General features: G+C 73.4%; 19 protein-coding genes and 1 pseudogene. 7 read left to right on the top strand and 13 right to left on the bottom strand.

Annotated features, from left to right (window positions below):
* Window position 1: 1 nt before the first annotated feature.
* The 4 genes from QMG39_RS02695 to QMG39_RS02680 all read right to left on the bottom strand — a co-directional run bounded on the left by QMG39_RS02695 (window position 2) and on the right by QMG39_RS02680 (window position 4,159).
* A complete protein-coding gene (locus tag QMG39_RS02695; RefSeq protein WP_281882289.1) occupies window positions 2-304 on the bottom strand; it encodes an urease subunit gamma in 303 nt (100 codons plus the stop codon).
* A gap of 185 nt (window positions 305-489) precedes the next feature.
* Window positions 490-1,479: a proline racemase family protein gene (locus QMG39_RS02690; RefSeq protein WP_281882288.1), complete on the bottom strand. Its 990-nt coding sequence runs from the start codon at window positions 1,477-1,479 to the stop codon at window positions 490-492.
* Window positions 1,476-2,432: an ornithine cyclodeaminase family protein gene (locus tag QMG39_RS02685; RefSeq protein ID WP_281882287.1), complete on the bottom strand. Its 957-nt coding sequence runs from the start codon at window positions 2,430-2,432 to the stop codon at window positions 1,476-1,478. The genes QMG39_RS02690 and QMG39_RS02685 overlap by 4 nt, the downstream gene beginning before the upstream one ends.
* 32 nt (window positions 2,433-2,464) lie before the next feature.
* Entirely contained in the window at window positions 2,465-4,159 is a 1,695-nt protein-coding gene (locus QMG39_RS02680; RefSeq protein WP_281882286.1) for a long-chain-fatty-acid--CoA ligase, read from the bottom strand.
* 19 nt (window positions 4,160-4,178) lie between these two features.
* Here QMG39_RS02680 and QMG39_RS02675 point away from each other — a divergent pair, with 19 nt between their 5' ends.
* Both QMG39_RS02675 and QMG39_RS02670 read left to right on the top strand, forming a co-directional pair.
* Window positions 4,179-4,337, top strand: a complete 159-nt coding sequence (locus tag QMG39_RS02675; protein WP_281882285.1) for a hypothetical protein — start codon at window positions 4,179-4,181, stop codon at window positions 4,335-4,337.
* Between the two features lie 92 nt (window positions 4,338-4,429).
* On the top strand, window positions 4,430-5,338 hold the full coding sequence (locus QMG39_RS02670; protein WP_281882284.1) for an alpha/beta fold hydrolase: 909 nt from the start codon (window positions 4,430-4,432) through the stop codon (window positions 5,336-5,338).
* A gap of 6 nt (window positions 5,339-5,344) precedes the next feature.
* Here the strand turns inward: QMG39_RS02670 and QMG39_RS02665 are convergent, their stop codons facing one another.
* From QMG39_RS02665 to QMG39_RS02645, 5 genes are all read right to left on the bottom strand, one after another.
* Entirely contained in the window at window positions 5,345-6,148 is an 804-nt protein-coding gene (locus tag QMG39_RS02665; protein ID WP_281882283.1) for a glycosyltransferase family 2 protein, read from the bottom strand.
* An 85-nt stretch (window positions 6,149-6,233) separates the two neighbouring features.
* Entirely contained in the window at window positions 6,234-7,835 is a 1,602-nt protein-coding gene (locus QMG39_RS02660; RefSeq protein WP_281882282.1) for a DHA2 family efflux MFS transporter permease subunit, read from the bottom strand.
* 30 nt (window positions 7,836-7,865) lie between these two features.
* Window positions 7,866-8,159, bottom strand: a complete 294-nt coding sequence (locus QMG39_RS02655) for a MoaD/ThiS family protein (protein WP_281882281.1) — start codon at window positions 8,157-8,159, stop codon at window positions 7,866-7,868.
* The gene (moaA, locus tag QMG39_RS02650) at window positions 8,152-9,219 is read right to left on the bottom strand and encodes a GTP 3',8-cyclase MoaA (protein WP_281882280.1); all 1,068 of its coding nucleotides are present in this window, start codon (window positions 9,217-9,219) and stop codon (window positions 8,152-8,154) included. The genes QMG39_RS02655 and moaA overlap by 8 nt, the downstream gene beginning before the upstream one ends.
* Before the next feature lie 147 nt (window positions 9,220-9,366).
* A complete protein-coding gene (locus tag QMG39_RS02645) occupies window positions 9,367-10,578 on the bottom strand; it encodes a molybdopterin molybdotransferase MoeA (protein WP_281882279.1) in 1,212 nt (403 codons plus the stop codon).
* Between the two features lie 88 nt (window positions 10,579-10,666).
* Between QMG39_RS02645 and QMG39_RS02640 the strand changes: the two genes are divergently transcribed.
* The 3 genes from QMG39_RS02640 to QMG39_RS02630 are packed head-to-tail and all read left to right on the top strand — an operon-like array spanning window position 10,667 to window position 12,287.
* The gene (locus tag QMG39_RS02640) at window positions 10,667-11,260 is read left to right on the top strand and encodes a sulfite oxidase-like oxidoreductase (protein ID WP_281882278.1); all 594 of its coding nucleotides are present in this window, start codon (window positions 10,667-10,669) and stop codon (window positions 11,258-11,260) included.
* Window positions 11,257-12,033 carry an FAD-binding oxidoreductase gene (locus QMG39_RS02635; RefSeq protein WP_309298771.1) on the top strand — a complete coding sequence of 259 codons (777 nt, stop codon included), beginning with the start codon at window positions 11,257-11,259 and terminating at the stop codon, window positions 12,031-12,033. Before QMG39_RS02640 ends, QMG39_RS02635 begins: the two co-directional genes overlap by 4 nt.
* A complete protein-coding gene (locus QMG39_RS02630; protein WP_281882277.1) occupies window positions 12,033-12,287 on the top strand; it encodes a DUF6510 family protein in 255 nt (84 codons plus the stop codon). The genes QMG39_RS02635 and QMG39_RS02630 overlap by 1 nt, the downstream gene beginning before the upstream one ends.
* Window positions 12,288-12,318: 31 nt before the next feature.
* On the opposite strand, the gene QMG39_RS02625 is transcribed toward QMG39_RS02630, so the two are convergent.
* From QMG39_RS02625 to QMG39_RS02615, 3 genes are all read right to left on the bottom strand, one after another.
* Window positions 12,319-13,749 carry a sugar porter family MFS transporter gene (locus tag QMG39_RS02625; protein WP_281882276.1) on the bottom strand — a complete coding sequence of 477 codons (1,431 nt, stop codon included), beginning with the start codon at window positions 13,747-13,749 and terminating at the stop codon, window positions 12,319-12,321.
* 106 nt (window positions 13,750-13,855) lie between these two features.
* The gene (locus tag QMG39_RS02620; protein ID WP_281882275.1) at window positions 13,856-15,451 is read right to left on the bottom strand and encodes a peroxidase family protein; all 1,596 of its coding nucleotides are present in this window, start codon (window positions 15,449-15,451) and stop codon (window positions 13,856-13,858) included.
* Between the two features lie 191 nt (window positions 15,452-15,642).
* The gene (locus QMG39_RS02615) at window positions 15,643-16,944 is read right to left on the bottom strand and encodes a GNAT family N-acetyltransferase (RefSeq protein ID WP_281882274.1); all 1,302 of its coding nucleotides are present in this window, start codon (window positions 16,942-16,944) and stop codon (window positions 15,643-15,645) included.
* Window positions 16,945-17,000: 56 nt separating this feature from the next.
* Here QMG39_RS02615 and QMG39_RS02610 point away from each other — a divergent pair, with 56 nt between their 5' ends.
* A complete protein-coding gene (locus tag QMG39_RS02610) occupies window positions 17,001-18,770 on the top strand; it encodes an ABC transporter ATP-binding protein (protein WP_281882273.1) in 1,770 nt (589 codons plus the stop codon).
* Between the two features lie 69 nt (window positions 18,771-18,839).
* Here QMG39_RS02610 and QMG39_RS17130 read toward each other — a convergent pair whose 3' ends face one another.
* Window positions 18,840-20,246, bottom strand: a complete 1,407-nt coding sequence (locus QMG39_RS17130; RefSeq protein WP_373878346.1) for an NAD(P)/FAD-dependent oxidoreductase — start codon at window positions 20,244-20,246, stop codon at window positions 18,840-18,842.
* A gap of 417 nt (window positions 20,247-20,663) precedes the next feature.
* Between QMG39_RS17130 and QMG39_RS17170 the strand changes: the two are divergent.
* Window positions 20,664-21,050: pseudogene (locus QMG39_RS17170) on the top strand (DUF4062 domain-containing protein); the annotation flags it as partial.
* Window positions 21,051-21,258 lie beyond the last annotated feature (208 nt).

Here is a 21,258-nt window from a genome sequence, read left to right as displayed (position 1 = left end):
CTCAGTCGATCGGGTGGTGGAGGGTGACGAGCTTGCGTCCGTCGGGGAACGTCGCCTCGACCTGGACGTCGGCGAGCATGTCCGCGACGCCGTCCATGACGTCGTCGCGGGTGAGCACGGCGCGACCGTCGTTCATCAGCTGGGCGACGTCGGCGCCCTCGCGTGCGCGCTCGATGACCCACGTCGACAGCAGTGCGACCGCCTCGGGATGGTTGAGCTTCACACCGCGCTCGCGCCGGTCGCGTGCCACCATTCCGGCAACGGCGAGCAGCAGCTTCTCCGTGTCCGCGGGCGAGAGATGCATCCGTCCCCTCCGACTTCGTCCGTGGGCGGAAACCCGCCGTGGAGCACCAGTCTCACGTATCGATGACCCGCAGACGGTCGTTCGCACAAGCGCGTAACAGGATCGACACGTGGCGGCAATCGGATCCGGGGAACGAGGCGCGTGGCAGCGTTCTGACACCGACCCGGAGCGGCCGTCGTCGCGCGTCAGCGCAGGCTGAATCCGAGCGGCAGCGGGTCGCCCTGCGCCTCGGTGAAGGTGCAGGTGCCGACGGGGTGGGCGTTGCCCGTTACCTCGGGGATCACGCCGTCGGCGACGGTCTCCGCCACGCGGGCGCGGAATCGCGTGCCGACGATCGAGTCGTGCGTGAGCCACTCCCCGTCGGCGAGTTCGCCGGAGTCGGCGAGCAGGGCGACGCGCGCCGCGGTGCCCGAGCCGCACGGCGAGCGGTCGACCTCGCCGTCCGCGAAGATCGTCACGTTGCGCTGCCACGGCCCGTCGTCGGCGCGGCCGAGGTCGTCGTGCAGGATCGTGCCGTACACGCCCGAGAGGCGCGCGTCGTCGAGCACTGCGGCGGGGTGGTCGTTCAGGGACCACTTGATCTCGCGTCCGAGGCGGATCAGCTCAGGGGCATCCGCTCGCCGCACTTCGAGGCCCAGCGCGCCGGCCGGCACGCTCGCGTAGACCGCGCCGCCGTAGGCGAGGTCGACGTCGACGGTGCCGCGAGAGGTGTCGAGGCGGATGCCTCGCTGCAGCACGCGCGACGGCACATTGCGGAACACCACGGCGGTCGTGCGTCCCGCCTCCCGCTGCACGCGCGCCTGCACGCGACCGCTCGGCACGTCGATCGTGACGACCGCCTCGCCGTCGTCGGGCGCCGCGACCCGGCCCGTGGCCACGGCCCACGCCCCGAGCGCCATCGTGCCGTGGCCGCACGCGGTCGAGAAGCCGTCCTTGTGCCAGAACAGCACGCCGAAGTCGGCGCCCTCGTCGTCGGGCTGCGTGACGAACCCGCCGTACATGTCGTCGTGGCCGCGCGGCTCGAGGCAGAGGAAGCGCCGCACCCGGTCGGGCTCGCCGGTCATCGCGTTCGCACGGCGCTCGGCGACGGTCGCGCCGTCGGTGTCGACCGACGTGACGATGCGGAACGGCTCGCCAGCGGTGTGCCAGTCCTCGGTCGTGATGGTGAGCGTCATGCGGAGGTGCCTCCCGTGGGTGCGCCGGCTCGCTCGGCGACCGCCGCGGCGACCACCACGTCCTGCCAGGCCATCCCGCAGGTCTTCACCACCCGCGGCCGGTCGAAGTCGACGGTCGCGGCGCCGGTCGCGAGGTCGCGGGCGGTGAGCAGGCGCGCCTCGTCGAGCGCGCCGTCGGCGATCGCGAGGATCACGTCGCCGGCCTCGGTCGCGGCGACCTGGCGCCCCTCGACCACGACGTGGCTGCGGCCGAGGAGATCGGCGGGCAGCTCGCGCCGGTGGGGTTCATGCGAGCCGATCGCCACGACGGTGGCGTGCGCGGGCACGTCGGGGGAGGCGAGCACGGGCTCGGCGGCGGTGGTCGCGCAGACGATGAGGTCGGCCTCGGCGACGATGCCGGAATCGGCGGGGCATACCTCGACGTCGTCGAACACCCAGTCGGCCGTGGCAGTGGCGGCGCGCTCGCGGGTGCGGGCGACGACGAAGGCCCGATCGATCGGCCGGATCGCGCGCATCGCCTCGACGTGCGCACGCGCCTGCGGGCCGGTCCCGAACACGGCCAGCGTCGAGGCATCCGACGGCGTCACGAGGTCGGCGATCGCCGCCGACACCGCGGGCGTGCGCAGCGACGTGAGCGCCGCGCCGTCGACGATCGCCCGCGGCGCGAGCGTGCGGGAGTCGAACAGCAGCATGACGCCCTGGATGCGCTCCGTCGCCTCGGGCGCGCGTTCGGGGCCGGCGACGGTCAGCACCTTGCATCCGGCCACCGCACCGAGCTCGCTCGGCATGAGCAGGAACTGGCCGCGGCTGAGGGGCGCCGCGACGCGGGCCGGCTGCGCGTCGGCGTCGACCAGCGGCAGCGCCCGGGCGATCGCGTCGATCGCGCCGCGCATCGAGAGCGCCCCGCGCACCGCGTCGGCGCCGATGAACGGAGGCGAGACCGCGTCGACCACGCTGCCAGCGTACGCGGCGAGCCTGGCCGGGCTCACCCGGCCAGCAGCTGCTCCCGCACGCGCGCCCGCAGCACCTTGCCGATCAGCGAGCGCGGCAGGTCGTCGAGTTCGACGATGCGGCGAGGCACCTTGTAGGCGGCGAGCAGCTCGCGGCAGTGGTCGCGCAGCGCATCGGCGTCGAGCCACGCGCCCTCGCGCAGCACGACGGCGGCGACGACCTCCTCGCCGCCGCGGGAGCTCGGCAGCCCGACGGCGGCCGACGCGACGACGTCGGGGTGCGCCTCGAGCGCGATCTCCACCTCCGTGGGCGAGACGTTGAAGCCGCCGGTGATGATGAGCTCCTTGATGCGGTCGACGATCGTGACGAACCCGTCGGCGTCGGCGGTCGCGATGTCGCCCGTGCGCAGCCAACCGCCGGGCAGCAGCGCGGCGGCGGTCTCGACCGGGCGCCGCCAGTACCCGTCGAACACCTGAGGCCCGCGGATCAGCAGCTCGCCCGGTTCGCCGAGCCGGCGGTCGGCGGACGTGTCGTCGGGGTCGACGATGCGGATGTCGGTGCTCGGGAACGGCACGCCCACGGTGCCCGGTCGCCTGGTCGGCCCCATCGGGTTGCCGATGGCGAGCGGCGAGGTCTCGGTCATGCCGTAGCCCTCGACCAGGAGCCCCCCGGTGACCTCCTCCCAGCGCCGGATGGTCTCGGCGGGCAGGCCCATCGCCCCCGAGATCGCGAAGCGGATGCCCGACAGGTCGACGTCGCCCCGCGAGGCCGCCTCGGCGAGCCGGTCGTAGATCGGCGGCACCGCGGGCAGGAACGTCGGCGGGCTCTTCGCGGCGGCTGTGGTCACGAGCCCGACGTCGAAGGTGGGGAAGAGCACGAGCTTCGCACCGATGCTCATCGCGGTCGTGAGGCACAGGGTCATGCCGTAGGCGTGGAACAGCGGCAGCACGCCGTAGAACGTCTCGCCGCCGATCTCGAGCCCGGGCACCCAGGCGACGCCCTGCATGGCGTTCGCCCGCAGCGCGGAGTGGGTGAGGATCGCGCCCTTGGGCGTGCCGGTCGTGCCGCTCGTGTACTGCAGCAGCGCGGTGTCGTCGATCCTCGGGCCGGGCACGCGGCGGGAGACGCGCCGGTGGTCGACCAACTTCTTCCAGGCGAGCGGATGCCCCTGGGGCCGCCCGGTCAGCTTGGCGCGCGCCGCCCGTGCCTTCGGGATCGGCAGGCGCAGCGCCAGGCGCGTGCGCAGCGGCATCGCCTTCGTGAGGTCGACGCTGACGACGTGCTCGATCCGGAGATCGGACGGGAACGCGGCGATGGTGTCGACGGTCTTGTCCCAGACGATCGCGACGCGCGCGCCGTGGTCCTCGAACTGGTGCCGCAGTTCGCGGGCGGTGTAGAGCGGGTTGTGCTCGATCACGATCGCCCCGAGTCGCAGCGCGGCGTAGAACGCGACGACGTGCTGCGGGCAGTTCGGCAGCACGATGGCGACGCGGTCGCCGGCCGTCACGCCGAGCCGGCGCAGTCCCTCGGCGGCGCGTGCGACCTGCTCCCCGAGCTCGCGGTAGGTGGTGACCGCACCGAAGAACTCCAGCGCCGGCCGCTTCCCGTGCGCTTCGACGCTCGCCGCGAGCATCTCCGGCAGCGTCTGCGTCGGCGACTCGATCTCGGGCGGCACGCCCTCGGCGTACGCCGCCAGCCACGGCCTGGACTCGAACGGATTGCTCGTCACGCCTCCATCATCCTCCCTCGTGCTCCGGCCCGCGGTGCCGGGCGCCGTGCTGCTCGCCGTGACGGGCGTCTCGATCGCGTGGCCGATCCTCGTGCTCACGGTCGCCCCGTGGATCAGCGTCGTCGGCTACGAGATGTACGGCGATCGCCACATCCGCCAGGCGCTCGCCGCACTCTGAGCGGGCGGGCGGATGCCCCTGGAGCCGTCGCCGTCCACATCGCTGCGGGCGCGCGCGGCGGCGCCTGCCCGGCCGGGGGTACCCTCCGGGAAGTGAATGCGATCGCCGACGACCTCGTCCCGGGCACCGGGAGCGATGCGGCGCGTCGTGATGCGGCGCTCGGGCCGATCGACTGGGCGCACGTGCCGCCGGAGTTCGAGCGTGACGCGGTCGTGGCGCCGAGCGGCAGGCTCGCCCGCATCGCGATCGGCCCCGCCACAGGGGAGCGCGTCGTGCTCGTGCCCGGCATGACCGGGTCGAAGGAGGACTTCCTCCTGATGATGCCGCTGCTCGCGGACGCCGGCTACCGGGTGGAGGCGTTCGACATGGCGGGGCAGTACGAGTCGGGGGAGGCGGGCCCGGAACACCTCGATCCGCCGGAGCGGCGCTACTCGCTGCAGCTCTTCGTCGACGACCTGGTCGCCGTGCTCGAGACCGGTGCGGCGCCGGCGCACGTGCTCGGCTACTCGTACGCGGGAACGGTGGCGGCGGATGCCGCGTTGCGGCGTCCCGACCTGTTCGCCAGCCTCACGCTGCTGTCCGCACCGCCGCTCGCGGGGCGGGCGCTGCGCGGGTTCAAGGTGCTCGGGCCGCTGAGCCCGTTCGTGCCGGCGCGATCGCTCGGCCCGGTGTTCATCGCGGCGCTGCGGCTCAACGTGAACCGGGCACCCGCCGATCGCGCGCGGTTCGTGGCCGATCGGTTCCGGCAGACCCGGGCGTCGAGCGTGGGCGACATCCTCGCGCTGATGCAGCGCATCCCCGACGCGGCGCTCGACCTGCGGGCCTCGGGCCTGCCCGTGCTCGTGGCGGTCGGCGCCCACGACGTCTGGCGGGACGGCGCACACGAGGCGTTCGCGCGCAGCATGGGGGCGACGTACGTCGAGCTCGCGACCGGGCACAGTCCGTGCGAGACGGCGCCGCACCAGCTCACCGAGGCGATGCTCGCCTTCCTGCCTCGCTGAGGCCGGTCAGGCGGCGAGGCCCTGGTCCGACCCCGAGGGCAGGTGCCGCACGGCAGCGAGGCGCTGGGCGGCGCGACGGTCCCGTCGGGCGGCGCGGCACGTGCGCGTCCGGGTCCACCAGCCGATCTCCGACCAGTTCACGGCGATGCCGTGGAACGCCCAGGCGGCGCGGCGGCGGAGGCCCGCTCCGCTCTCGAACGGCCGGGCCGACACCCCGACATGGAGGTCCGGGTCGTAGTCGACGCCCACGTCGGGGCCGAGCGCGAAGCTGATGTCGAGGTCGTCGTGAGCGCGCGGGTCCTCGAGGTGGATGCGGTGGCGCGTGGCGGCCCACACCTCGCGCCGCATCGCGAAGTTGGAGCCGAACAGCGGGGTGCGCCCGATGATCATGCCCATGAACCAGAAGTAGCCGCCGAGGTAGACGAATCCGGCCAGCGTGCGCAGCACGGGCCCGCAGCCGTAGAAGACGCCGGTGCCGGTGAGGGCGCCCATCGTCACGTCGGCGTCGAACCGGGCCTCCAGGCGCGCCACCCAGTCGCGCGCCGGCCGCGAGTCTGCGTCGAGCCGGCCGATGACGTCGCCGCGCGCCGCGTCGAAGCCGGCGGCGGTGGCCCGCAGCACGCCCTTGCGGGGCTCGCGCACCACGCGCGCGCCCGCGGCGATGGCGACCGCGGCGGTGTCGTCGGTCGACCCGTTGTCGACGACGACCACCTCGTCGGGTGCGCGCGTCTGCGCGGCGAGATCGGCGAGGCACTGCGAGAGCATCTGCGCATCGTTGAACGAGGGGATGACGACGGACACGGTGCCCATGGCCGATGAGCCTAGCTTCGCGGCCGCCCCGGTCCCGTGGCTTGTGCACAACCCCGCTGTGGGCTGTGCACAACCCGCTCGCGGCTCAGGCCGGGCGGTCGGCGGACTCGAGCGTGTCGGGCTCGTCGTCGCGCGCCGCACGGCCCGAGCCGAGCGAGAGCGTGGCGAGGAGGCCGACCGCGAGGAACCCGGCAGCCGCCAGCGCCGACCAGCGGGTCGCGTCGCTGAAGGCCTCGCGCGCCGCATCCGCCGCCTCGGGCGACTGCGCGTCAAGCGCCGGGATGGCCGACCCGGCGCTGTCGACCACGAGCGAGACGACCTGCTCCCGCTCGGCATCGGGCAGGTCGCCCAGGCGCGAGTCCATCTCGGTGCCGAGCGAGCTGAACAGCACCGTGCCGAGCACCGCGATGCCGAGCGCCGAACCGACCTGGCGCGACGTCGACTGCGTGCCCGAGGCCTGCCCGCTGCGCGAGACGGGCACGTCGACGAGGATCACGCCCGTGAGCTGCGCCGTCGCGAGGCCCACGCCGAAGCCGTAGACGAACAGGCCGATCACGATCTGCCACCACGGGGTGTCGACCGAGATGACCCAGGCGATGAGCAGCAGGCCGATGATCTCCGAGCCGATGCCGGCGCGCACGACCCAGACCGGCGCGATGCGGCCGCTCGTGGAACCCGCGGCGCCGCTGGCGACGAACGAGCCGGCCGCGAGCGCGACGATGACCCAGCCGGTCTGCAGCGCGTCGTAGCCGAGCACGTTCTGCAGCCAGAGCGGCAGCGAGAGGATGATGCCGAACTCGCCGAGCGACACGAGCAGGGCGGCGATGTTGCCGTTGCGGAACGACGGGATGCGGAACAGCGAGAAGTCGAGCATGGTGCTGCGCCCGATGCGCTGCCGGTGCAGCCCCCAGGCGATGAACCCCGCGATGCCCGCCGCCGAGACGGCGAACGCGATCGGGATCGGCGAGATCGCGAACGGCCACGCCCAGTCGCCGAAGGCGAGGTCGGGCCGGGCGACCCACCAGCCGTAGCTGCGGCCCTCGATGAGCCCGAAGACGAGGCTGGCGGATGCCACGACGGACAGCGCCGCCCCGACGAGGTCGACCTTCACCGGGTGCTCGGCCCGCGACTCGAGCACGAACAGCAGTGCGCCGATCACGACGAGCACGCCGAGCGGCACGTTGATGCCGAACGCCCAGCGCCAGGAGAAGTCCGTCGTCAGCCACCCGCCGAGCAGCGGGCCGACGGCCGCCATGCCGCCGATGGTCGAGCCCCAGACAGCGAAGGCGATGCCGCGGTCGCGCCCGCGGAAGGTCGAGTTGATGATCGACAGCGTCGTCGGCAGGATCATCGCACCGCCCACGCCCTGCACCACGCGCGAGGCGATCAGCGCCTCGCCCGTCGGCGCGAGCGCCGCCACGACCGACGACAGCGCGAAGATGGTGATGCCGATCAGGAGCATCCGTCGCCTGCCGAACCGGTCGGCGAGCGTGCCGAAGACGAGCAGCAGCGCAGCGAACACGAGCGTGTAGCTCTCCTGCACCCACTGCACCTGCGTCGACGTGAGTGCGAGCTCGTCGACGATCGAAGGGATCGCCACGTTCACGATGGTCGAGTCGACGATGATGAGGGCGACGGCGACGCTGATGACGACGAGGCCGATCCAGCGGGTGCGGGGGGAGGTCACCCTCCGATTATGCGCCCGCGCGGCGCGGAACTATCCGCCGGCGAACGGCGGCAGCACGTCCACCGTGCCGGCGAGCGGGGTGGCCGGGTCGCGGCTCACGACGCCGTCGACGAGGAACGAGCCGTTCGCGACCACGCGCGCCATCGCGGGGCCGTAGCGCTCGACGAGCGCGTCGCGCAGCTCGCCGACGGTGGCGCAACCCGCGAGCTGCTCCTCCTCGCGGCCGGCCGCCTCGATCGCGGCCGCGAAGTAGCGCACGGTCACGGTGCCGAGGGCGACGGATGCCCCGGGGCCGGCCGACCCGCTCGCGAACGTCTCAGCCACCGATGCCCCCCATCGTGCGCACGGGCCGCACGAACGACGGGTCGTCGATGCCATGCCCCGCCTTCTTGCCCCACATCGCGCCGCGCCAGTACCGGGCGATCGTCGCGTCATCGGCGCCCGAGCGCAGCAGCCCGCGCAGGTCGGTCTCGTCGTCGCCGAACAGGCACGAGCGCACGGAGCCCTCGGCCGTGAGCCGGGTGCGGTCGCACGCGCCGCAGAACGGCCGGGTGACCGACGCGATCACGCCGACGGTCGCCGGGCCGTCGTCGACCAGCCACTCCTCGGCCGGCGCGGCGGGGTCGTCGCGGCCGACGGGGGTGAGCGCGAAGCGCGTGCCGAGCACGTCGAGCAGCTCGCGCGCGTCGACCATGTTCGCGCGCTGCCACGCCTCGTCGGCGTCGAGCGGCATCTGCTCGATGAAGCGCAGCCGGCAGCCGTGGTCGAGGGCCCAGGCGAGCAGGTCGGGGGCGTCGTGCAGCGTCTCGCGCATGAGCACGGCGTTCATCTTGATCGGGCCCAGCCCGGCGCGGTGGGCGGCGTCGATGCCGGCGAGCACCGCCGGCAGGCGGTCGCGCCGGGTGAGGCGGGTGAAGTGCTCGCGGTCGAGCGTGTCGAGGGAGACGTTCACGCGGCTGAGCCCCGCCGCGACGAGCGGCCGCGCCTTGCGATCGAGCCCGATGCCGTTGGTCGTGAGCGCGAGGGGCGTGCCGGGCGCGGCCTCGGCGGAGCGCCGGACGATCTCGACGAGGTCGGGGCGCGTGAGCGGCTCGCCGCCGGTGAAGCGCACCTCGCGCACGCCCAGGTCGCGCACCGCGAGCCCGACGAGCCGGGCGATCTCCTCGGCCGACAGCAGCTCGTCCCGCGGGATGACCGGCAGCCCCTCGGCGGGCATGCAGTACGTGCAGCGCAGCGAGCAGGCCGACGTGATGGAGATGCGCAGGTCCTGCGCCACGCGTCCGTACCGGTCGACGAGCGCGCCGGTCTCGGGGCGGCCGTCGAGCGAGGGCATCGCCCCCGGGTCGCGGCGCACCCGCGGCAGGCCGAGCGCGATCTGGGTCATGCGCTCCAGCCTATGGGCGGATGCCCCGGGGCGGCGCCCGTGCGTCTTACGGTGCACGAACGTCCATGCCGTCGCTTTCGCGAGTCGTCATGAAGTGTCGCTTCGAGGCCGGCCGAGGCGACACTTCATGACGACTCGGGGGATGCGTCAGCGTGCGGCGAGGAGGACCGGCACGGTCTGTCCGACGGCGACCTCGGTGACGTCGGCGGGCACCACGGCGAAGCCGTCCGCAGCGGCGAGGCCGGTGACGAGGTGCGATGCGGATCCGCCCGGGTAGGCGGGCACCGCGACGAGCGACGCGACCTGGGTCGTGACCGCGACCGGCATGACCTGCACGCGTCCGGCGGGCGAGCGCCACCCCGCGCCCACGACGAGCGGCACGGGCGTCGGGGCGCGCCGCCCGAGCAGGCGCAGGATCGCCGGGCGCGCGAACATCTCGAACGACACGTGCACGGCGACCGGATTGCCGGGCAGCCCGAACACGGGCGTCCCGTCCGCGAGGGCGCCGAACGCCTGCGGCCGGCCGGGCTGCATCGCGACCTGCTCGAAGACGACCTCGCCGGTCGTGCCGAGCACCGCCCGCACGACGTCGTGGTCGCCCACGCTCACGCCGCCCGAGCAGATCACGAGGTCGCAGTCGGGGAGCCGATCGAGCCACGCGCGCACGTCGTCGGGCTCGTCGTGGAGGCGAGCGGCCGCGACGACCTCGGCGCCGGCGTCGGCGACGAGTGCGGCGAGCAACGTCGAGTTCGAGTCGGGGATGCTGCCGTGCGCGAGCGGCTCGCCCGGCTCGACCAGCTCGCTGCCCGTCGCTGCGACCGCGACCCGGGGTCGTGCGACCACGTCGAGCACCGCGTGCCCCGCGGCGGCGGCCGCGGCGAGGTGGCGCGGGGCGAGCACGGTGCCCGCCGTGAGCACGGCCGTGCCCCGTCGCGCGTCCTCGCCCGCGCGCCGGATGTGGCGCCCGGCGAGCGGCTCGACCTCGATGCGCACGCGCTCGACGCCGCCGTCGGTCGCCTCGACCGCGACGACCGCGTCGGCGCCGGACGGCACGGGCGCGCCGGTCATGATGCGCACCGCCTGGCCGCGTCGGATCGCGGGATCCTCGGCGGCGCCCGCCGGCAGGTCGGCCACGACGTCGAGCGTCACGGGGGCCTCCGGGCTCGCCCCGCGCAGGTCGGCGCGCCGCACCGCGTACCCGTCCATCGCCGAGTTGTCGAACGGCGGCACGTCGAGGTGGCTCACCAGGTCGACGGCGAGCGTGCGCCCCGCGGCATCCGCCAATGGCAGCGTCTCGCGGCGGGTCAGCGGCTCGACGGCGGCGAGCACTCGGGCGAGATGCGCCTCGACGGTGATCATGGCCCCCACGGTACCGGCGCGACCCGGCTCGGCCGGTGACAGCGCGCCCGCGCGGGGCTAGTGTCGCTCACAGCGGGGAGGAGCGCGGATGTCGTTCATCACGAGGGGCTTCACGGGGCGCGGGCGCGAGCGCGACGACCGGCTGCCGCCGGGGCAGACGCTGGCGCGCGACTTCCCGGTGCTCTCGGCCGGGCCGACGCCCGAGGTCGACACCGACGAGTGGGAGTTCACGATCCGCACCGAGTCGGGCGTCGAGCACCGGTGGGACTGGCAGGCGCTGCTCGACGCGGGCGTCGAGGACGTCGAGACCGACATCCACTGCGTGACGCACTGGTCGAAGCTGGGCACCTCGTGGCGAGGGGTGCCGCTCGACGCGCTCTTCGAGGAGGTCGAGACCGACGCCGGCTACGTCATGGCGCACAGCTATGGCGGCTACACGACGAACCTGCCGCTCGAGGAGGTGCTCGACGGCCAGGCGTGGATCGCGATCGACTACGACGGCGAGCCGCTCGACCCCGAGCACGGCGGGCCGGCGCGACTGCTCGTGCCGAAGCTGTACTTCTGGAAGAGCGCGAAGTGGGTGCGCGGCCTCGTGCTCATGGAGGACGACCAGCCCGGATTCTGGGAGCAGTACGGGTACCACAACCACGGCGACCCGTGGCGCGAGGAGCGCTACTGGTGATCGCCGCGGTCCCGCGCTCGGGCTGGCACGTCGCCGCGGTCGTCGAGGCGTCGCCCGAGACGCCGAGCGCACGCCGGCTCGTGCTGGACGTGCCGACCTGGCCGGGCAACGCGGCCGGACAGCACCTCGACGTGCGGCTCACCGCGGCCGACGGCTACACCGCGACCCGGTCGTACTCCATCGCCTCGTCCGGCCCCGGCACGCGGGTCGTGCTCGCGATCGACCGGCTGCCCGGCGGCGAGGTCTCGCCGTTCCTCGTCGACGAGGTGCGCACCGGCGACGAGTTCGAGGTGCACGGCCCGCTGGGGCGCTTCTTCGTGTGGCATCCGGTCGAGCCGGGGGAGCGGCTGACGGATGCGGCCGCCGACGGCCCCCGACCGGTGCAGCTCATCGCCGGGGGCTCGGGCGTCGTGCCGCTCGTGGCGATCGCGTCGGCGCACGGCGCGGCGCACGACCCGACGCAGATGCGGATGCTGGTGTCGGTGCGCACGCCCGAGGACGCGTTCTTCGCAGCGGAGCTGGCCGAGCTCGCCCGGGCGTCGGACGCGTTCGCCCTGGACCACGCGTACACGCGTCGTGCGCCGGACGGATGGACCGGTCACGTCGGGCGGCTCACGCGCGACGAGGTCGAGCGGAGCGTCGTGCCCGCCGCCGACGCGCCGCTCGTGTACGTGTGCGGCTCGACGGGGTTCGTCGAGCGCGTGGCGTCGTGGCTGATCGAACTCGGGCACGACCCTCGCGCCATCCGCACGGAGCGATTCGGAGGCACCTGATGACCCATCTCGACGGCAACGCCCTCGCGGGCGAGCTCTCGAAGTTCTTCGCGTTCGACATCACCACCGCGCGCGGCAGGTGCGCCGGCTGCGGCACGATCGCCGAGCTCGCCCGCGCCATGCTCTACACGGAGGCGGCGGGGGTGGTCGCCCGCTGCGCGAACTGCGACAACGTGCTCATCACGGTCGTCGAGTCGGACGACCGCGCGTGGCTCGGATTCACGGGCGTCAGCGCGATCGAGCTGCGCCGCTGAGCGCGGCGCGGCCCGGCGGCATCCGCTCGCCCTACTTCGCGCGCGACCGGGCGACGGGGCGTTCCAGGTGGCCCGACTCCTCGAGCGAGCGCCCGCGCGTCTCGGGGATGAACCGCAGCACGAAGAGGAACGACAGGGCCGCGAACGCCGCGTACATGCCGTAGGTGAACACGAGCGAGAGCCCCGCCAGCGCCGGGAAGCTGACCGTGATGAGGAAGTTCGCGATCCACTGCGCCGCGGCCGCGAGCCCGAGCGCCTTGCCGCGGATCGAGTTCGGGAAGATCTCGCCGAGCAGCACCCAGACGGCCGGGCCCCACGAGACGCCGAAGAAGATGACGAAGAGGTTCGCCGCGACGAGGGCGATCGGGCCGAAGGCGCCCTCGAGCACGGGCGCGCCGTCGACGATCGTCGCCTGGCTGAAGCAGATCGCCATGGTGCCGAGCGAGACCGTCATGCCGATCGAGCCGGTGAGCAGCAGCGGGCGCCTGCCGACCTTGTCGATGAGCGAGATCGCGACGATCGTGACCGCGATGTTCACGATCGAGGTGAACACCGAGATGGCGAACGAGGAGCTCTCGTCGAACCCGACCGACTGCCAGAGCGTGTTCGAGTAGTAGAAGATCACGTTGATGCCGACGAACTGCTGGAACACGCTCAGCGCGATGCCGACCCAGACGATCGGCTTCAGGCCGAACGCATGGCCCTTCAGCGTGCTGAACGACTCGAGCTTGCGGTCGCGCTCGAGGTCCTCCTGGATCGCGCGCACCTCGTCCTCGGGGGCCTTCTCGCCGCCGATCTTCAGCAGCACCTCGACCGCGTCGTGCTCGCGGTTCTGCAGCACCAGGTAGCGCGGCGACTCGAGCAGCGTGAGGGCGATGAGGCCGTACGCCGCGGCCGGCACGGCCTCGGCGAGGAACATCCAGCGCCAGGCCTCGGCGCCCAGCCAGAACGGCTGGTCGGCGCCGCCGGCCAACGCCGCGAACACCGCGTCGGAGAGCAGCGCGGCGAAGATGCCCGTGGTGATGGCGAGCTGTTGCAGCGACGCGAGCCTGCCGCGCACCGCGGCCGGGGAGATCTCGGCGATGTACGCGGGGGCGATGACCGAGGCCATGCCGACGCCGACGCCGCCGATGAGGCGCCAGGCGATCAGGTCCCACACGCCGAACGCCATGCCGGAGCCGAGCGCCGAGATGAAGAACAGCGTCGCGGCGAGCACCATCGAGGGGATGCGGCCGAACCGGTCGGCCACGCGGCCGCCGAGCCACGCGCCGAACGCGCAGCCGAGCAGCGCGCTCGCGACCGCGATGCCGGTGGTCGTGGCGTTCAGGCCGAACTGCGCCTGGATCGGCTCGACCGCGCCGTTGATCACCGACGAGTCGAACCCGAAGAGGAACCCGCCCACCGCGCCGGCGGATGCCAGCCAGATGACCTTCCCCTTGTTGACACTGCGGAGCTCGCCCATGAGACCCCCCTCTCACTGCCCTGACTCTAGCGCGGCGGATGCCGCGGGAACAGGATCGTCCCCGCGGCATCCGCGTGTCGTGCGGAGCGCGTCGAGCGCGCTCGCCTCAGTGCTCCTGCATCAGCGACGCGGGCGAGTCCGGCGCCTGGAGCGGCGGTGCGCTCGCGCCGATCAGCGACTCGATGTCGTTGCCCGCGTCGATCGGCATGCCCGCGGTCTTCAGCAGGTCGGAGACCGACCACGGCCGGTCCGGCTCGCCGGGGAAGGCCCGCTCGAAGATGGCATTGCCGTCCACCGTGGCGTGCGCCGGGGTCCAGTGCGGGTCTCGGTTGATGTACGAGAACGGATCGCCGCGCAGGAGTCCGGAGAACACGGCCGCGACGATGGTCGAGCCGACGGCGCCGAGACGCTCGCCGCCCTGCTGCTCCTTCGCCTCGTGCAGGATCGAGATCCAGAGCGACTCCTCCATGGGGTCGCCGACCGGGCGCGGGTCGATGTGCAGCGCGTGCGCGACCTCCGTCGCCGGCGGCAGTTCCATGCGCCAGCCGCGGCGGATGTTCAGCTCGGCGAGCGGCTTGGTCGCGCCGGCCGAACCCGGGATGTGCATCACGGACGCCGACAGCTCGGGGTCGATCTTCAGCGCCCGCTGCGGGAAGACGCCCGGCACCGAGCTCGGGAAGTCGAAGAACCAGTCCCACTGCACGGTGCAGTTCGCCGGGAGCCGCTTGAAGCCGCCGAGGTCGTCGGGCGGGCCCTCCGGGTGCGGCACTCCGGGCGTGGCGAAGATCGGCCGGGCGTGGTCGCGGCCGAACCCGAGCACGATGTTCATCTGGTACTCGGCCCGGATCATCGAGTGCCCGAACCGGTACGCGGCGACGGAGAACTCCACCGGCATGTACGGCGTGACCGACCAGTCGTAGACGTCCTTCAGGCCGAACTCCACGCCGTAGAACGGCCCCGCGCCGTCCTCGTCGGTGAACTCGATCGCCTTCTGGAAGACCGACGGCTCGGTGATCCGGGCGATGAAGTCGTTCCACACGACGTACTGGTAGGCCCAGACGGTGAGGCGCTGCGCCTCGAGGAACAGCTGCTTGCCCGACATCCCCACGATCTCGTCGGCGACCTCGAGCTTGTGGAGGATCGCGTTGTGCAGCTTCGCGAAGCCGAGCTGCAACTGGGAGACGATGACGTTCTCGTCGTTGCGCGGGTCGCCGATCATCGCGACGCCCTCGGCGTTGCGCTGCAGGTCGGGTTCGGGGTGCGCCATGTTGGCGCCGAGCCCGGTCGCGAGGTAGCCGGCGAACCCGTCGTGCAGCTTGCGGCCGTGGTCGTACAGGTACGGCTGGTCGTCCGGCCCGCGGCCGTAGAGGCTGTCGAGGTCGAACCGCGGGCTGCGGAAGTTCTGCAGGCCCTCGGGGTCGTTGTGCTTGCCGAGACTCGACACCGGGTCGAACGTGATGTCGTGGTCGACGAACTGCCCGAAGTACGTGTACCCGGCGGGGATCGCGCTGTTGCTCGGGTCGTCCTGCGGCTGCACGCCGGCGGGCGTGCTGCCCGACATGCTCGCCGCGACGTAGTCGTGGATGGCCTGCTCGCGCTCGGCGTCGGTGGCGCCGGGCGGCGTCCAGGAGGTGAACCCGCGGCCGAAGAGCCGGCCGAAGCGGCCCTCGTGGCTCCGGGAGTGGGGAATGCTCGTGGGCATGATCGAATGAGCCCTGGCGTGAGGCATGATGGTCGCCCTTCTGCTCCTGCATCGGTATCGCGATGTGGCGACCGGGTCGCGTGCTGGACGAGGAGGGGGAACGCACCGCGCACGTCGGATGACGTACGGTCTGCACGCTAGTCGATCATGAGGGATCGTCAATGCGGGCTGGCACCGAGATCGCCGGCCGTTCAGAACCAGAAGCCGAGGTGAGGCATGCGGTCGGCCGCGAAGACCCGGTCGGCGGTGCGGATCGCGTGGGCATCGCCCGCCAGGCGGCCGGCCGCCGCGAGCACCGACGGGCGGGTCGCGCCGAGTGCGATCGCGCCGAGCTCCTCGATGCCGAGGCGGATGCCCGCGGGCTCGTCCGACTCGTGCACGAAGGCGCGGCCCGCGGCATCCGTCTCGAGCACGACCGTGCCGCTCGCGTAGCCGAGGGGGTCGTCGATGCGGAGCACGAGGCGGGACGGGGCCGAGTAGGTGCGCGCCTCGAGCACTGCCGCCGCGTCGAGGATGCGCAGCCAGAGGTGGTCGCCGTACTCGCTCGTCGTGATCGCGCGCGGGTCGGAGACCATCCAGCGCAGCGGCTCGTCGACGCTGCGCAGCGTCGCGCGCACCTCGTCGACGAAGTCGTGCTCGAGCACGAACCGCCAGAGCGCCCGGTACGCCTCGTCGGTCTCGGCGAGCAGCTGGTCGACGACGACCGTGCCGTGGTCGGGCTCGGTGCGCTGCACCGAGTACGCGACGAAGCCGCGCGGATGCCCGTCGGCGTCGTCGTACCGCGCGGCGCGGATGCCGCGGGAGCGCTCGCTGGTCGGGTCGGTGAGGCCGAGCATGCGGTCCCAGAAGCCCGGCCAGCGGTCGACCTCGCCGGGGGTGCGCAGCAGCGCCCGCCCGGCGATCTCCTCGACCTCGTCGCGCAGGGCCGCGGGGGAGCGGAAGTGCACGGTGCCCGCGGGCGGCGGCCCGGCCCAGCCGACCCGTCGCCGCGCGACCGAGACGGTGGTTGCGGGGGCGGCGGGAGCGAACCCGAACCGGCCGTAGATCGTCGCCTCGCTCGCCGTGAGGATCGCGGCCGGCACGCCGGCGGCGACGGCGGTGCGCAGCTCGCCCTCGAGCAGCGCGCGGGCGATGCCGCGGCGGCGGTGCGTGGGTGCGACGGTGACCGAGCTCACCGCCCAGGCGTCCATCGTGCGGCCGCCGGGCACGGTGAGCTGCGCGACCCAGGAGCTGGTGGTCGCGACCGGGCTCTCCGGCTCGGCGGCGGCGCCGTCGTACACGCCGGTCGTGCGGCGGTACCCGACGCGCTCGCGCGCCGACTCGGTGCGCTCGGGGGTGGGCGCCGGGGCGTGGAATCCGCGCTCGTCGGCACCCAGCCAGTGCGCGAACGCGACGGCGTCGGACGTGTCGACGAGCGCGTACCGGAGTCCCCTCGCGGCGAGTGCCGCGACGGAGTCGGCATCGGCGGGCGGGACGAGGTGCGGCTCGGTCACGAGCCCACACTATTGCGCGTGCGGTGCCGCAGGCGAGGTGCGAGGATGGTCCGACGATGACCGAGAAAACGTATTCCGGGGTGGGGGCGGCCGTCGACGGGCAGCATCCGCTCCGCAGCATCCTGCGCCTGCTCGACCTGCACCGCGGCCGCGTGCTGCTCGCCGTCGGGTCGTTCGCGATCAAGGACACGCCCCTCTGGTTCCTGCCCGTGATCACCGCCGCGATCATCGACGTGGTGGTCGCCGGCGGCCCCCTGTCGACCCTCGCGGTCTGGGCCGGGGTCGCGGTCGCACTGCTGCTGCTGAACTACCCCTTCCACGTGATCTACATCCGCCTGTTCATGAGCTCGGTGCGCTCGATCGGCGCCGACCTGCGCAACGCGCTGGCGGCCCGGCTGCAGGCGCTCTCGATCGGCTTCCATTCGCGGTCGAACTCCGCGATCGTGCAGACCAAGGTCGTGCGCGACGCCGAGAACGTCGAGGTCATGCTGCAGCAGGTCGGGCAGCCGCTGCTCTCGGCGATCATGGTGCTGGGCGGCGCGGTCACGATGACGGCCCTCACGGTGCCCGCATTCCTGCCGGTGTACGCGCTCACGATCCCGCTCGCGGTGCTGCTGCGCCAGATGCTGAAGCGACGGTCGTTCCAGCGCAACGAGGAGTTCCGCCGCGAGGTCGAGGGCTTCTCGGCCCGGGTCGGCGAGATGGCGACGCTGCTGCCGATCACTCGCGCCCACGGGCTCGAGCAGACCGCGGTGAGCCGAATCGCGCTCGGTGCCGAGGGCGTGCGCAGCGCGGGCTACCGCCTCGACGTGCTCAACGGGAAGTTCGGCTCGATCTCGTGGGTGAGCCTGCAGCTGCTGGGCGTGGCCTGCCTCGTGCTCGCGGCCTGGATCTCGATCGCCGGCTGGCTGCCCATCTCGGCGGGCGAGGTCGTGCTGCTCTCGTCGTACTTCACGCTGCTCACCGGCGCCGCGACCAACATGCTCATGCTGCTGCCGATCATCGCGCGCGGCACCGAGTCGGTGCGCTCGATCGCCGAGGTGCTGCAGGAGCCCGACCTCGAGCGCAACGAGGGCAAGCGCCCGGCCGACGACGTCACGGGCGCGCTCGAGCTCGAGCACGTCACGTTCCGGTACCCCGATGCGGATGCCCCGGCCCTCGACGCCGTCGACCTCGCGATCGCGCCCGGGGAGACCGTGGCCTTCGTGGGCTCGTCGGGGTCGGGCAAGTCGACGCTGCTCAACGTGGTGCTCGGCTTCCTCCGGCCGACCGGCGGGCGCGTGCTGCTCGACGGCGCGGACATGGAGGAGCTCGACCTGCGCACGTTCCGCCGGTCGGTGTCGGTCGTGCCGCAGGAGTCGGTGCTGTTCGAGGGCACGATCCGCGACAACGTCGCCTACGGGCTGGGCGAGGTCGACGACGAGCGGATCCGCGCGGCGCTGCGCGACGCGAACGCGGCCGAGATCGTCGAGATGCTGCCCGACGGGTGGGACACGGTCGTGGGCGAGCGGGGTGCCAGGCTCTCGGGCGGCCAGCGCCAGCGGCTCTCGATCGCCCGTGCGCTCGTGCGCGACCCGCGCGTGCTGCTGCTCGACGAGGCGACGAGCGCGCTCGACCCGGAGTCGGAGGCGAAGATCCAGGTCGCGCTCGGGCGGCTCATGACCGGGCGCACGACCCTGGTCGTGGCGCACCGGCTGTCGACGATCCGGTCGGCCGACCGGATCGTCGTGCTCGAGCGCGGGCGCATCGTGGAGGTCGGTGCGCACGACGAGCTGCTCGCGCGGGGCGGCAGGTACGCCGAGCTGCATCGCGTGCAGTCGCGCTGACGCGGTCGATCGCGCGCGGCGGTGCGGGCCGGCCCGCGGCATCCGTTCGCCCCGACCCGGGCGGCACGCTCAGGGCGCGTCGAACTCGCCCAGGTGCCGGTGCACCGACGACACCGTCACCGACCCCTCGCCGACGGCCGAGGCGACGCGCTTGATCGACCCGCGGCGCACGTCGCCGACGGCGAAGACGCCGGGCACCGAGGCCTCGTTCGGTGCGGGCGGGCGTTCGTGCGGCCAGACGCGCCGGCCGCCCTCGGCGACCACGTCGGGCCCCGTGATGATCGATCCCCAGCGGTCGCGCAGCACCGCGTCGCCGACCCAGTCGGTGCGCGGCCGTGCGCCGATCGTGACGAACACGGCGCCCGCCGGAACGGTCGTGCGCGCACCGGTGGCCGTGTGCTCGAGGTCGATCGCCGCGAGCCGCCCCTCGTCGTCGGGGTGGGCCATGGCGATGCGCGACTCGGTGCGGATCACCACGCCGACCGCCTCGAGCTGCTCGATGAGGTACTGCGACATGCTGTCGGCGAGCGACACCCCGCGCACGACGAGGGTGACCGATCGGGCGTAGCGGGCGACGTGCAGGGCGGCCTGGCCGGCCGAGTTGCCGCCGCCGACGATCAGCACGTCGCGGCCCGTCTGGGCGCGGGCCTCGGCGGCGGAGACGCCGTAGAACACGGTCGCGCCGATGAACGGCTTCAGCGACGGCACGGCGAGGCGCCGGTACGAGACGCCGGTCGCCAGGATCACCGAGCGCGCGAGCACCTCCCCGGGCCGGGCGGCGGGGCCCGCGTCGACCGTCAGGCGGAACCGCGCGGGGTCGCCGGTGTCGAGCCCGGTCACCGGGCGGGCGTGGGCGAACCGGGCACCGAACATCCACGCCTGCTGGTAGGCGCGCTGGGCGAGGTCGGAGCCCGCGACGCCGCGCGGGAACCCGAGGTAGTTGCGGATGAGCGAGCTCGACGCGGCCTGGCCGCCGACCGACTCGCTCTCGAGCACGAGCGTGGTGAGACCCTCGGAGGCCGCGTACACCGCCGCAGCGAGCCCGGCGGGGCCGGCGCCGACGATCGCGAGGTCGACGACCTCGTCGGGCAGCGTCGTCTCGAGGCCGTGCGCGGACGCGAGTTCGGTGTCGCTCGGGTCGACGAGCACCCGGCCCTCGGCGGTGCGCACGAGCGGCACGCCCGAGTACGCCACGCCGGAGTCGTCGAGCAGCTTCGCGGCATCGGGGGCATCGGGGGCCAGCCGGTCGTGGTGCACGCCGCCGCGCAGCAGCAGGTTCGACAGCACGTGCGTGCGGGGCTGCGCGTCGTCGCCGATCACGGTGAACCCGGGGTGGCGCGCGTCGGCGCCCCGCGCGAACTCCTCGAGGAACTCGGCGATGGTCCGGTGGAACCGCTCGTCGGGACTGTGGCGGGGCACGACCACGTAGGTGTCGATCTGCACCCCGGCGAGAAGCTGCCGCACCTGCGCCGCCATCGCGGGGTCGGCCCAGCTCCCCCAGGGGATGAGCAGGCCCCTGCGCACGTCGGGGAACGCCTCCTTCGCCGCCGTGAAGACCGTGCCGCCGTCCTCGGCGTGCTGCGGATCGTCGGCGAGCACGAGGGCGAGGTCGTCGCCCGCGTTCCGGAGGTCGGCGATGCGGGCGGTGGCCTCGTCGGGCGCGACCGGCTCGACCCGGTAGTCGGCTGAGTAGCGCCTGGCGAGTTCATCGCACACGACGTCGCGCGTCGCGGGGGCGGCCGCGACGAGCAGGACGGGAACGGGCGTGGCGCCCGGGGTCGTCATGCGGGGGAGTGTAGCGCTGCCGATCGGCGTCCCGACAGGGCCGATTCCCTGAGATTGGCTCGTCTCCGAACTGGACAGGCCGCCGCGAGCCCCGACAGACTCGGTTGCATGAACCCGGCACCAGACGGGATTCGTACTCCCGACCAGCGCCTGCGCGTGTTCGTGAGCTCCACCCTGAAGGAGCTCGCGGCCGAGCGTCGCGCTGCCCGCCGGGCCATCGAGCAGCTGCACCTGGCGCCCGTGATGTTCGAGCTCGGCGCCCGGCCGCATCCGCCCCGCGACCTGTACCGGGCATACCTGCGGCAGAGCGACATCTTCGTCGGGCTCTACGGCGACCAGTACGGCTGGGTCGCCCCCGGCGAGGAGATCTCCGGGCTCGAGGACGAGTACCGGCTCGCGCCGGCCGAGCTGCCGAAGCTCATGTACGTGCGCCGCAGCAGCGCCCGCGAGCCGCGCCTCGCCGAGATGCTCGCGCACATGAAGGAGGACGACCGCACCTCCTACGTCTACTTCGAGGACGCCGACGAGCTCGGCGAGCTCGTGCGCACCGACCTCGCGACCCTGCTCGCCGAACGGTTCGTGCACGCGGCCGCGGCCGAGGTCGCGGCAGACGTCGAGCCGCGGGTGGCCCCGCTGCCGACGGCGCGCACGCCGATCATCGGCCGCGACGAGGAGCTGGCGCGGATCGGGGAGCTGCTCTCCC

It is taken from the genome of Agromyces rhizosphaerae (genome assembly GCF_027925245.1).
GTDB lineage: Bacteria > Actinomycetota > Actinomycetes > Actinomycetales > Microbacteriaceae > Agromyces > Agromyces rhizosphaerae.
The sequence above is the reverse complement of the archived record's forward strand: the minus strand, read 5'-3'. Positions and strand labels throughout refer to the sequence as shown.